The 11,730-nt window shown below is 57.4% G+C and carries 11 protein-coding genes; all 11 read left to right on the top strand.

Annotated elements, in window-relative coordinates; genetic code table 11:
* Positions 1-163 precede the first annotated feature (163 nt).
* The 11 genes from mfd to PV407_RS25835 all read left to right on the top strand — a co-directional run bounded on the left by mfd (position 164) and on the right by PV407_RS25835 (position 11,532).
* Positions 164-3,685: a transcription-repair coupling factor gene (gene mfd, locus PV407_RS25785; protein ID WP_332092872.1), complete on the top strand. Its 3,522-nt coding sequence runs from the start codon at positions 164-166 to the stop codon at positions 3,683-3,685.
* Positions 3,672-4,733 carry a peptidylprolyl isomerase gene (locus PV407_RS25790; RefSeq protein WP_332092873.1) on the top strand — a complete coding sequence of 354 codons (1,062 nt, stop codon included), beginning with the start codon at positions 3,672-3,674 and terminating at the stop codon, positions 4,731-4,733. The genes mfd and PV407_RS25790 overlap by 14 nt, the downstream gene beginning before the upstream one ends.
* 220 nt (positions 4,734-4,953) lie before the next feature.
* Complete coding sequence (gene spoVT, locus PV407_RS25795) at positions 4,954-5,496, top strand: stage V sporulation protein T (RefSeq protein ID WP_332092874.1); 543 nt, start codon at positions 4,954-4,956, stop codon at positions 5,494-5,496.
* A 148-nt stretch (positions 5,497-5,644) separates the two neighbouring features.
* A complete protein-coding gene (locus tag PV407_RS25800) occupies positions 5,645-7,309 on the top strand; it encodes a putative polysaccharide biosynthesis protein (RefSeq protein WP_332092875.1) in 1,665 nt (554 codons plus the stop codon).
* Between the two features lie 18 nt (positions 7,310-7,327).
* A complete protein-coding gene (gene mazG / locus PV407_RS25805; protein WP_332092876.1) occupies positions 7,328-8,836 on the top strand; it encodes a nucleoside triphosphate pyrophosphohydrolase in 1,509 nt (502 codons plus the stop codon).
* A gap of 94 nt (positions 8,837-8,930) precedes the next feature.
* Positions 8,931-9,203 carry an HU family DNA-binding protein gene (locus PV407_RS25810; protein ID WP_332092877.1) on the top strand — a complete coding sequence of 91 codons (273 nt, stop codon included), beginning with the start codon at positions 8,931-8,933 and terminating at the stop codon, positions 9,201-9,203.
* Positions 9,203-9,463 (top strand): RNA-binding S4 domain-containing protein, encoded by a 261-nt coding sequence (locus tag PV407_RS25815; protein WP_332092878.1) that lies wholly within the window; start codon positions 9,203-9,205, stop codon positions 9,461-9,463. The genes PV407_RS25810 and PV407_RS25815 overlap by 1 nt, the downstream gene beginning before the upstream one ends.
* Positions 9,464-9,581: 118 nt before the next feature.
* A complete protein-coding gene (gene yabP / locus PV407_RS25820) occupies positions 9,582-9,863 on the top strand; it encodes a sporulation protein YabP (protein WP_332092879.1) in 282 nt (93 codons plus the stop codon).
* Positions 9,860-10,450: a spore cortex biosynthesis protein YabQ gene (gene yabQ, locus PV407_RS25825; protein ID WP_332092880.1), complete on the top strand. Its 591-nt coding sequence runs from the start codon at positions 9,860-9,862 to the stop codon at positions 10,448-10,450. The genes yabP and yabQ overlap by 4 nt, the downstream gene beginning before the upstream one ends.
* Before the next feature lie 30 nt (positions 10,451-10,480).
* Positions 10,481-10,804, top strand: a complete 324-nt coding sequence (locus tag PV407_RS25830; protein ID WP_332092881.1) for an FtsB family cell division protein — start codon at positions 10,481-10,483, stop codon at positions 10,802-10,804.
* Between the two features lie 266 nt (positions 10,805-11,070).
* Positions 11,071-11,532: a S1 domain-containing RNA-binding protein gene (locus tag PV407_RS25835; RefSeq protein WP_332092882.1), complete on the top strand. Its 462-nt coding sequence runs from the start codon at positions 11,071-11,073 to the stop codon at positions 11,530-11,532.
* Positions 11,533-11,730: the final 198 nt, after the last annotated feature.

Below are 11,730 nucleotides of genomic sequence, written 5' to 3' on the forward strand. Positions count from 1 at the left end.
TCGCAGGAGGACGCTTGTCTTCATTAAAGCACTAAAGCGAATGACGCATTTTCCGACTATACGGGAAAGCTGCGCGCCTAAACGAAATGCTACAACTTCGAAAGGCTTCGATCGGAAGCTTTTCTTCTTTGCTTGCTTTGTTTGAATAAAGGAGTGTTCACCGTTGCAATCATTGATTCGTGCCTTTTCCGAGGACCGCGAGTTTTTATCGATCGTTACCGGCATCGAGTCGGGCATGCGCGAGCAGCTCGTATCGGGCTTGGCCGGTTCCGCGCGCCAAGTGTTTATTTCCGCATTGGCCGAGAAGCTCGAACGGCCCGTTTTCGTCGTGACGCACAATATGTTTTCGGCGCAGAAGATGACCGAAGACTTGCTGGAATGTTTGTCCGAGGAGCAGGTGCTGCTCTATCCCGCGAACGAGCTGATGGTGACGGAAGCGGCCGTGGCTAGCCCGGAAACGCTATCGCAGCGGATCGACGCTCTAACCCGCCTCGCCGGAGGGTTCCGGGGCGTCGTTGTCGTGCCGTTCGCGGGCGTGCGGAAGCTGCTGCCGCCGAGCGCCGTTTTCCGCGAAGCGCAGTTCGAAATTCGCGTCGGCGACGCGATCGACCTCGATTCGCTGCTGCAGCGTATGGTCGAGCTCGGCTACGAGCGCGTCGAGCGCGTCGAGTCCAAGGGCGAGATGAGCGTGCGCGGAGGCATTTTGGATTTTTATCCGCTGACGTCCGTAACGCCGTACCGGGTCGAGCTGTTCGATGTGGAAGTCGATTCGATCCGCAGCTTCGACGCGGCCGACCAGCGTTCGATCGACAAGCTCGACTCCGTGGTCGTTACGCCCTGCAAGGAGCTTATCGCCGAAAGAAAACGCTTCCAAAACGCGGCCGACCACGCCTACGATTTGCTGCAGGAGCAGCTTGCCCGGATGACCGACCGCCAAGTGAAGGATAAGCTGAAGGAAGAAATCGGAGATGAAATCGAACGGCTGCGCGAGCATCAATTTTTCGCCGGCCTGTATAAATATGTCGGACTGCTGTATCCGGAACGCCATACGCTGATGGATTATATTCCGAAGGACGCCATTCTCGTCATCGACGAGCCGAGCCGGCTGCTGGAAACGTCCAAGCAGCTCGAACGGGACGAAGGGGAATGGATGACGAACCTGCTGCAGGAAGGCAAGTCGCTCCCCGGCTTCGTCATGTCCAAAACGTACGAGACGATTTTGCACCGGACGGCGTTTCCGACGCTGTACGTTTCTTTGTTTTTGCGCCAAGTGCCGCAGACGCAGCCGCAAAACGTCGTCAATTTCATGTGCCGGGCGATGCAAAATTTCCACGGCCAAATGAACGTGCTCAAATCCGAGATGGAGCGCTGGAAAAAGACGGGCGCGCGCGTCATGGTGCTCGCGAGCGGAGTCGAGCGCGTGGAGCGGGTGCGCCGCGTGCTCGGCGATTACGAGATCGAGGAGCCGGCTATTTTGAACGGCAACCTGCAGGCCGGCTTCGAGCTCCCGTCGATCCATCTCGTCGTCATTACCGAAGGCGAAATGTTCACGCAAAAAAACCGCAAAGTGCGCAAAACCGACAAAAAGATCGACAACGCGGAGCGGATCAAAAGCTACAGCGAGCTGAAGGTCGGCGATTACGTCGTTCACGTCAACCACGGCATCGGCAAGTACGTCGGCATCGGCACGCTCGAGGTCGGCGGCATCCATAAAGATTACATGCACATTTTGTACGCCGGCGGCGACAAGCTGTCCGTCCCGATCGATCAGATCGACCTCATTCAGAAGTACGTCGGTTCCGAGGAAAAGGAGCCGAAAATATACAAGCTCGGCGGCGCGGACTGGGCGAAAGTGAAAAACAAAGTGCGCAGCACGGTGCAGGACATCGCCGACGATCTGATCAAGCTGTATGCGGAGCGCCAGGTCGCTACCGGCTACGGATTCAATAAAGACACGGCGTATCAGCAAGAATTCGAAAGCATGTTTCCTTACGACGAGACGCCGGATCAGCTGCGCGCGATCGAAGAAATTAAAAGAGATATGGAACTTCCGCGGCCGATGGATCGTTTACTATGCGGGGACGTCGGATACGGCAAAACGGAGGTCGCGGTTCGCGCGGCGTTCAAGGCGGCGATCGAGGGCAAGCAGGTCGCGGTGCTCGTGCCGACGACGATTTTGGCCCAGCAGCATTACGAGACGTTCCGCGAACGGTTCGCCGATTACCCGATCACGATCAAGGTGCTCAGCCGTTTCCGCTCGCAGAAGGAGCAAAAGGAGACGATCAAAGGCGTGAAGCAGGGGTCGGTCGACATCGTCATCGGCACGCACCGGCTGCTGTCCGCGGATATGGTCTTCAAAGATTTGGGCCTGCTCATCGTCGACGAGGAGCAGCGCTTCGGGGTGTCGCACAAGGAGAAGCTGAAGCGGCTGAAAACGAACGTCGACGTGCTGACGCTGACCGCCACGCCGATCCCGCGCACGCTGCATATGTCGATGCTCGGCGTACGGGATTTGTCGGTTATCGAGACGCCGCCGGAAAATCGTTTCCCGGTGCAGACGTACGTCGTCGAGCACAGCAACGCGCTCGTGCGCGAGGCGATCGAGCGGGAGCTGGCGCGCAACGGACAAGTGTACTATTTGTACAACCGGGTGCAGGGCATCAACCAAATAGCCGAGCAAATTTCGTTTCTCGTGCCCGACGCGAAGGTCGGCGTGGCGCACGGGCAAATGTCCGAGCAGGAGCTGGAGAAGACGATTCTCGATTTTCTCGACGGCGAATACGACGTGCTCGTCAGCACGAGCATTATCGAAACGGGCGTCGACATCCCGAACGTCAATACGCTCATCGTGCACGACGCCGACAAAATGGGGCTGTCGCAGCTGTACCAGCTTCGCGGCCGCGTCGGGCGCTCGAACCGGATCGCTTACGCGTATTTCACGTACCAGCGCGACAAAGTGCTGACCGAAGTCGCGGAGAAGCGTCTGCAGGCGATCAAGGAATTCACCGAGCTCGGGTCGGGCTTCAAAATCGCCATGCGCGACCTGGCCATCCGCGGGGCGGGCAATCTGCTCGGCGCGGAGCAGCACGGGTTTATCGCCTCGGTCGGCTTCGATCTGTACACGCAAATGCTGGCGGAAGAAATCGCGAAGCGCAAAGCGGAGCTTCACGGCGAGCAGCCGGAAACGAAGGCCGCGCCGGCGACGCAAATCGACCTCACATTTGACGCCTATTTACCGTCCGACTATATTTATGATAGTATGCAGAAGATTGAGATTTACAAGAAAGTCGCGAATATCAAGACGTTGGAAGAAGCGAAAGACGTGTATGAGGAAATCGAGGATCGTTTCGGCACATTGCCGCAGGCGGTGTTGAATTTGCTCACCGTCGCCCGTTTGAAAGTATACGGGGCGGAATACGCGATAGAGTCGATTTCGCAAAAGGGAGATGATATTCAGCTTAAAATCCATGCAAGCGAAAACGGCAATTTGGACGGTGGGCGTCTCCATGCCTTGTCCTCGCAGTTCGAAGGACGGATCAAGCTCGTCCCGGGTCCGCAAATTACGATCCAGATGAAGTGCAAGGGCTTAAATCCAGAAGCATCCATCGAAATGCTCGAACGATTTCTGGTACAATATAAAGAGGCTTTAAAAACGAAAGGAGAATTACGCCATGTTGCCAATTAACCGCAGCAAGACCAGACGCCGGTTGTCGGTTCTACTCGCGGCCGTCGTCGTCACGGCGCTGGCCTTGACCGGATGCGGTAAAGATAACAAGAACGGAAGCGCGGCCGCCGGCGGCACCGAGGTCGTAGCGACCTACAAAGACGGAAACGTGACGAAGGGCGAATACGATTCGTTCGTCGGCTCGGTCAAATTTTTCAACCCGATGTACGCTCAGTTCGAAACCGACCCTACGTTCCAGGATTACATGATGAAGCAGCTGATCGCCTTCAAAGTGCTCGGCGCCAAGGCGGACGACCAGTCCAAAAAAGACGCGGAGACGAAAACGAAGGAGCAAATGGATCAGATCAAGCAATATTTCGAACAGCAGGGCGGAGACAAAAACGCGTTCGATATGCAGCTGAAGGCGGCGAATTTGACGCAGGACGACATTAAGAACTATATTTTGAAAAGCCTCATCGTGTTGGGCGACGCCGAGAAAAAGGTGACCGACGACCAAATGAAGGCGAAGTACGACGAAAACGCCAAAGCGAACGCTTATACGATCGCGACCGTCAGCCACGTTCTCGTCTCGCTTAAGGACGCGAACCAGGAGAAGGACATTCGCACGAAAGAAGAAGCGCTCAAGCGGGCGCAGGAAGTGAAGCAGAAGCTCGACGGCGGCGCCGACTTCGCGGCCGTAGCCAAAGAATATTCCGACGACGGCGGCTCCAAAGACAACGGCGGGAAGTACGAGAACGCCGACGTGACGCAGTGGGTGGAAGGGTTCAAAAAAGCCGCCATCGAGCTGCCGATCGGCCAAATCAGCGATCCGGTCGAAACCGAGTTCGGCTATCACGTGATGCGGGTCGAAGCGCGCTCGTCCAAAACGTTCGACGAGATGAAAGACCAGATCAAATCGGAGCTCGCCGAGATGCAGGTTTCCGATTTTATCGAGAAAGATTTGCCGGGCATGATCGAGAAAATCGAAACGGACAAGCTGCCGAAAGCGGAAACCGCGCCGCAAACGCCGGCTCCTTCCGGAACCGAGCAGCAGCCCGCCGCGAAATAATCGCATAATTTGTACGCCAAAACGCCGAAGACGTCCGGTTCGCCGGGCGTCTTTATGTTTTTCTCCCGCTTGTATAAGAAAATGGGAGCAGTAACATACTATGGGCAGACAACGGAAAGTTAAATTTCACAAGCCTCCTGTAAGGATTAGCGAATACAAGAGTGGCCATACAGTCGTACTTCACACCATTTCTAACTTGGAAAGCGAGGCAGCCAGAACTATGAAAGCAACTGGAATTGTACGTCGGATCGATGATTTGGGCAGAGTCGTTATACCGAAAGAAATTCGCCGCACGCTTCGGATTCGCGAAGGCGATCCGCTGGAAATTTTCGTCGACCGCGACGGCGAAGTGATATTGAAAAAATATTCCCCGATCGGCGAGCTGGGCGATTTCGCCAAAGAATACGCCGAGTCGCTATATGAGAGCACGAACCATATTACGATGATATCCGACCGGGATACGATTATCGCCGTCGCCGGCGGGTCGAAGAAAGAATATTTGGAGAAGCAGATCGGCCCCGTCGTCGAAACATGCATGGAAAACCGAAAAGCGTCGCTGGAGACGAATTCGGGACAGTACGAACTGTGCAAAGACGTAAGCGAAACGTACAGCTCCTACGTCATCGCGCCGATCGTCGCGGGCGGCGATCCGATCGGCTCCGTCATTCTCGTCAGCAAGGACGAATCGGTCAAAATGGGTCAGATGGAGACGAAGATGGCGGAAACGGCCGCCGCGTTTTTGGCCAAGCAGATGGAGCAATAAACGCATTCCGTAAGGCTTCCCGAGAAGTAGGACACTTCGCAGGGAAGCTTTGTTCGTTTTCGGGCGAAGCTGGACTTCGCTTTCCGCCGACCTTTATAATATAGGGAACGTGGCTTCTGTCAGGTAGCGAGAGGGGAAGCTTAAGCATATGCAACAAGATTTCGGGCTGCCCCGGTCGTCCGCGCGAACGATCGTCAAAGGCGCATTCGTGCTGGGAGCGGCGGCGATCGTTTCCAAGCTGCTCGGCACGCTGCAGAAAATTCCGCTGCAGAACGTGGCGGGCGACAGCGTATTCGGCATTTACAACGCGGTATATCCGCTCTATACGCTTCTGTTGTTTTTGGCGACCGCCGGGTTCCCGGTCGCGGTTTCCCGATTCGTCGCCGAGGAGCGGGCGTTCGGCTCGCCCGAAGGCGCGCGCCGCGTGCTGAGGATGGCGCTCGCGCTTTCGGTCGGCACCGGGCTTGTCGGCTTCGGGCTGCTTTACTTCGGGGCGGGAACGATGGCGTTCTGGATCGGCAATTCGCAGACGGAAGCGGCTTTGCGCAGCGTGTCGTTCGCCCTGCTGTTCGTTCCGTGGCTCGCCACGCTTCGCGGTTATTTTCAAGGGCTGGGCGACATGGCGCCGACCGGGGTATCCCAAGTGATCGAGCAGCTCGTTCGCGTCGCGGTCATGGTCGCGCTGCTGTTCGCTTTCGTGCGGGCGGGGGCGTCCGACGCGACGATCGCGGCCGGCGCCACGTTCGGTTCGGCGGCCGGAGCGTTCGCCGGCCTTGCCGTCATGGCCGGCTACTGGCGCTCTTACGCGAAGCGGGAAAGCCGGGCGGCGTCCGGCGGCAGCCCCGCGTTCGCCGGCCATACGCGGGACGTCCGGCGCGTACGGTACCGGACGTTTATCGCCTATGCGCTGCCGATCTGTCTCGGCTCGATCGTTGTGCCGATGTTGACGCTGGCGGATACGTTTACTTTGCCGAGACTGCTCATGCGCGGCGGTCTCGACGAAGCCGGAGCGATGGCGCAGTTCGGGCTTTACAACCATGGGCTGCCGCTCATCCAGCTGGTGGCGATGGTCGTTTCTTCGGTGTCCGTGGCGCTCGTCCCCGTATTGTCGGAGGCGCGGGCGCGCGGAGCGCTCGCCGAAGCGCGGGGCAGCGTCGAGTCGTCCATTCGCCTCGTCTGGCTGATCGGGCTCGCCGCTTCCGCCGGTATCGCCGTGACGGCGGTTCCGCTGAGCGTCATGTTTTACGAAGACGCGGCAGGGTACGAGGCGATGGTCGTTCTGTCCGGCACGGCCGTCTTCAGCGTCGTGCAGATCGTATCCGGGACGATTCTGCAAGGTTTGGGAGCGGAGCGGGCGACGGCGATTCATCTGCTGCTGGCGGCGGCGGCCAAGGTCGGCCTCAACGTCTGGCTCGTTCCACGCTTCGGCATCGAAGGGGCCGCGGCCGCCGCGGTGGCCGCCTACGCCCTGGCGGCCGGCCTGAACATGCTTCGGCTGCGCCGCTTCGGATTGCTGCGCCTGACGTGGCGCGATTTCGCGCTCAAGCCTTTGCTCGCCACCGCCATCATGGCCGTCGCGACGGCCGCGGTCGCCTACGCGCTGAATGCGGCGATGGCCTACGCGCTGCCGGAGCTGTCTTACCGGCTCGGCCAGACGATCGTGGCGCTCGCGTCCGTCTTCGCCGGCGCCGTCGTCTTCGCGGCAGCGCTCTTTGCGACAGGCGCTCTCGGCGCCTCCGAGCTCGCCGCCGTGCCGAAGGTCGGCGCGAAGCTGCTGCCGGTGCTGCGAAAATGGCGCATCGTCTCAAATTGAAACCTGGGAGGTTCCTCGATGACTCCAACCATAAACGTGATCGGACTCGGCTCGGGAGACGAAAACCAGCTGACGCTTGGCGCCTGGAAAACGATACAGGCGGCCGATCCGCTGTACGTCCGGACGGACAAGCATCCGGTCGTCGGCTATTTGAAGCAAAACGGCGCAGCCGTCCGCTCGTTCGACGACGTGTACGAATCGAAACGGTCGTTCGACGACGTGTACGCGTCGATCGTGGACGAATTGCTGCGGCTTGCCAAAGCGTCGGAGAAGCCGGTCGTATACGCCGTTCCCGGGCACCCGATGGTCGCCGAATCGACGACGCGGCTGCTGCGCGAGCGGTGCGCGGAAGAAGGCGTGCGGCTGTCCGTATCGGGAGGCGAAAGCTTCCTCGACCAAGCGTTCAGCCGCTTCGGCTTCGACCCGATCGAAGGGTTCGCCTTGTTCGACGCAACCGCGCTCCCGGCTTCCGGCGCTTCGCTCGATCCGCGCATGCACGCGCTTATCGCGCAAGTGTACGACGCGCATACCGCCTCCGACGCGAAGCTGTTTTTGATGGGCGCGTACCCCGACGACCACGAGGTCGTCGTCGGTCATGAGCTCGGCGTCGCCGGCCGCGAAACGATCGTCAAAGTGCCGCTGTACGAGCTGGACCGGCTGGACGGCTACGGCAACCTGTCGCTCGTCTGGGTACCCCGGACAAACGAAGAGGCGGTCCGCATGCGCTCGTTCGAGCGGCTGCGCGAAATCGTCGACATTTTGCGCAGCCCGGACGGCTGCCCGTGGGACCGCGAGCAGACGCATGCCAGCATCCGCAAAAATTTGATCGAGGAAACGTACGAGGTGCTCGAAACGATCGACGACGACGATCCGGCGGCGATGTGCGAGGAGCTCGGCGACCTGCTGCTGCAAATCATGCTGCACAGCCAGATGGAAGCGGAGACCGGCGCCTTCGACGTATACGACGTCATCGAAGGCTTGAACGGGAAGCTCATCCGCCGCCATCCTCACGTATTCGGCGGCGCCGGGGCGGAAGACGCCGACGAGGCGCTGCGCAACTGGAATGCGATGAAGGCCGAGGAGAAGAGGAGCAAGGGGATCGACACGGAGCGGCAGTCCGTTCTTGCGGGAGTCCCGCGCGACTTGCCGGCCCTCATGAAGGCGTACAAGCTGCAAAAAAAGGCGGCCGGCGTCGGCTTCGATTGGGAGCGGCCGGAGGACGTGTATGCGAAGGTCGAGGAAGAAATCGCCGAGCTGCGGCAGGCATCGGAGGACGAGCGGCTGGGGGAGGTCGGCGACCTGCTGTTCGCCGTCGTCAACCTGGCCCGTCTGATGCGGATCGATCCCGAAGAAGCGCTATCGGCAACAAATCGCAAATTCTCGGAAAGATTTGGTTATATCGAAGAGCAGCTGCGTCTAAAAGGGAAAACTTTTGACCAAACTGGCTTAACAGAGATGGAAAATTTGTGGCAAGAAGCAAAAAAACTTTCGAAAAATGCGAGATGGCAGAAGGATTTTCCTGACTGACAAAGAATACATAGTACCGTACAGGCTATCAGCCAGGCAAACCCAGCTTTCCTCGCCGAAAGCTTCAAGCCAACTTTTTAGGAGGAATTTATCGATGAATAAGACAGATCTCGTAAACAACATTGCTGCCAAAAGCGGATTGTCCAAAAAGGATGTCGAATCCGTATTGAACAGTTTTCTTGGTGAAGTAACCGACGCTTTGTCCACCGGCGGCAAAGTTCAACTGATCGGTTTCGGCACGTTCGAAACCCGCACCCGCTCCGGCCGTACGGGCCGCAACCCGCAAACGGGTCAAGAGATCAAAATTCCGGCTTCCAAGGTTCCTGCATTCAAGGCGGGCAACAAGCTTAAAGAAGCTGTAAAATAATGCGTCTCGACAAGTTTCTGAAAGTATCCAGATTGATCAAACGGCGGACGGTCGCCAAGGACGTATCCGACCAAGGCCGAATCTGGATCAACGGAAGGGAAGCGAAGGCGAGCAGTACGGTCAAAGTCGGAGACGAGCTCGTCATCCGGTTCGGTCAGAAAAGCGTGACCGTACGCGTGGACCGAATCGCCGAAACGACCCGGAAGGAAGAAGCGGGAGAGATGTACACCGTTCTCAGCGAGCAATCGAACGCGGAGTAATCCGCCCGAAAGCCGGCCGTCAGGCCGGTTTTTTTCGTTTGCGCCCCGTCTCCGCTTTCTTGTGTTCTAAACCGCTCCCCCTCCCCATAATCTAGTCGTAGAGGGAGGGGTACATGCCATGATCGAACCGGTTAAACAAAAGCGCCAGGAAGTGAAGATGCTGAATCGCAAGCTGCTCGAAATTTCCGGCGTGCTCAATGTCGAAAGCTTCGACAGCGAAGAGTTTTTGCTCGAAACGGAATGCGGGTTCCTGGCGATCAAAGGACAAAATTTACATATCAAGAACTTGAACCTCGAGCAAGGGCTTGTCGCGATTGAGGGGACGGTACACGGCCTCACGTATCTCGATGCGAGCGCGCAGGAGAAATCCAAAGGATTTCTCGGGAAGTTGTTCAAGTGAGCCTGAACGTCCAATTTTTGACGTTATCCGTCATGGCGGGCAGCGGTGCGTTCATGGGCGTATTGTTCGACGTGTACCGCGTCTTGTCCGGACAGCTGCGGCCTCCCCGCTGGCTCGTTCCGCTGCTCGACATCGGATATTGGATCGTCGCCACTCTCGTCGTCTTCCGTCTGTTGCTGTACAGCAACGACGGACAAGTCCGGCTGTACGTGTTTTTGGCGCTTCTGCTCGGCGTATGGCTCTACTTCCGCCTGTTCAGCCGGCTTACCGTCCGTCTCGTCTTGTTCGGCATCCGGCTGGTCAAAGCGTTGATCCGCTTCGCCGGCAAGACGGTCGAGTTCGTCGTCATCAAACCGATACGGCTTTTATACCGCATCGTCATCGTCCTTTTCGGATTTTTGTGGGCGTTTACTATTTTCCTCGGAAAAATTGTGTTACAATTGCTGTATCCGTTTTTCGTCCTCGGTCGTTTTCTGTTAAGGCCTCTCTTGAAGCGATTGAAAATGCCGGAATGGCTGCGTCGTTTGTCCGCCCTGTGCGCCCGATGGGTACAAGCGGTCAAACGGTTGTTCCGCAGGAACGGATAATACCGGACTTTGGGAGGGACCCGTTAAGCAATGCGCGAAGCAAAACAGACCGGGAACCCGGAACGATCGAATAAAGGCGCCCGCCGCCGCGTTCGGCTGCTCGCATTCGCCATGGTCGGCTTTTTGACCTGGGCGGCTCTCATCTTATGGAACCAGCAAGGTCGTCTTGGCGTCAAGGCGGCGCAAGTGGAAGAATTGATGCAGAAGCAGGCGGAGACCGTCAAGCTGAACGAAGGCTACAAGAAAGAGATCGACCGACTGAACGATCCCGAATATATTTTGCAAAAAATTAGAAAAGAGTATCATTATTCGAGACCGGGAGAAACGCTGTTTTACACGCCCAAATCTCCGTGAGCCCACGTCCTTATTGACCTTTATGTCGTCAATCTTGTATAATCTCCATATCCGATCCTCACATCGCCTGCCTGTTGGTGCAACTTTTTCTTGACGCATAGAAAGGTTATTCCGGAGTCCCTGCAAAGCAAACGGAATATGCTTCGAAGGCATTCGTCGCTTTGTGGGGTTCTTGGCCCTAAGCCGTCGCAAAAGTTGCGAGAATTGCGTATGGATAGGTATGAGAGATTATTTCCAACATATTTTAGGGAGGAACGTTTCATTCTATGGCAATTGAAGTGGGCACCAAGTTGGAGGGCAAGGTGACAGGCATTACTCATTTCGGGGCTTTCGTGGAGCTTTCCGCAGGCGTGACCGGTCTCGTTCACATCTCCGAAATTGCCGACAATTATGTGAAGGACGTCAACGATCACCTTAAGCTGGAAGACAAAGTATTGGTGAAGGTCATTAACGTGGACAAAGACGGCAAAATCGGTCTGTCCATTCGCCAAGCTGTCGACAGGCCCCCAGGAGAGCGTCCGGACCGCCCCGAGCGCGGGTTTAACCGGGACCGCGAAGATCGAGGACCGCGTAACGATCGTGGTGGCCGCCCCTTTAAACCTGCCGCAAACCGTTTATCGTTCGAGGATAAGATGTCCCGTTTCCTGAAGGATAGCGAGGAACGCATTTCGAATTTGAAGAAGAACACCGAAGGCAAACGGGGAGGAAGAGGCGCCCGTCGCGTGTAAAGCGCGATTCGCCCGTAACGCAGAGATTGATACGCCGGCCGTCCGCACAGGATCGTCGGCGTTTTTGGCTTCCGGGACGCGTCGTTCCGTGCAATTTCACTCGGTTTGACAACGGGACGGCAAGTAGTGTATAATCAAGAATTGGTATGGCGGCATAGCTCAGCTGGCTAGAGCGTACGGTTCATACCCGTGAGGTCG

Source organism: Paenibacillus sp. GYB003 (assembly GCF_036577625.1).
GTDB lineage: Bacteria > Bacillota > Bacilli > Paenibacillales > NBRC-103111 > Paenibacillus_AB.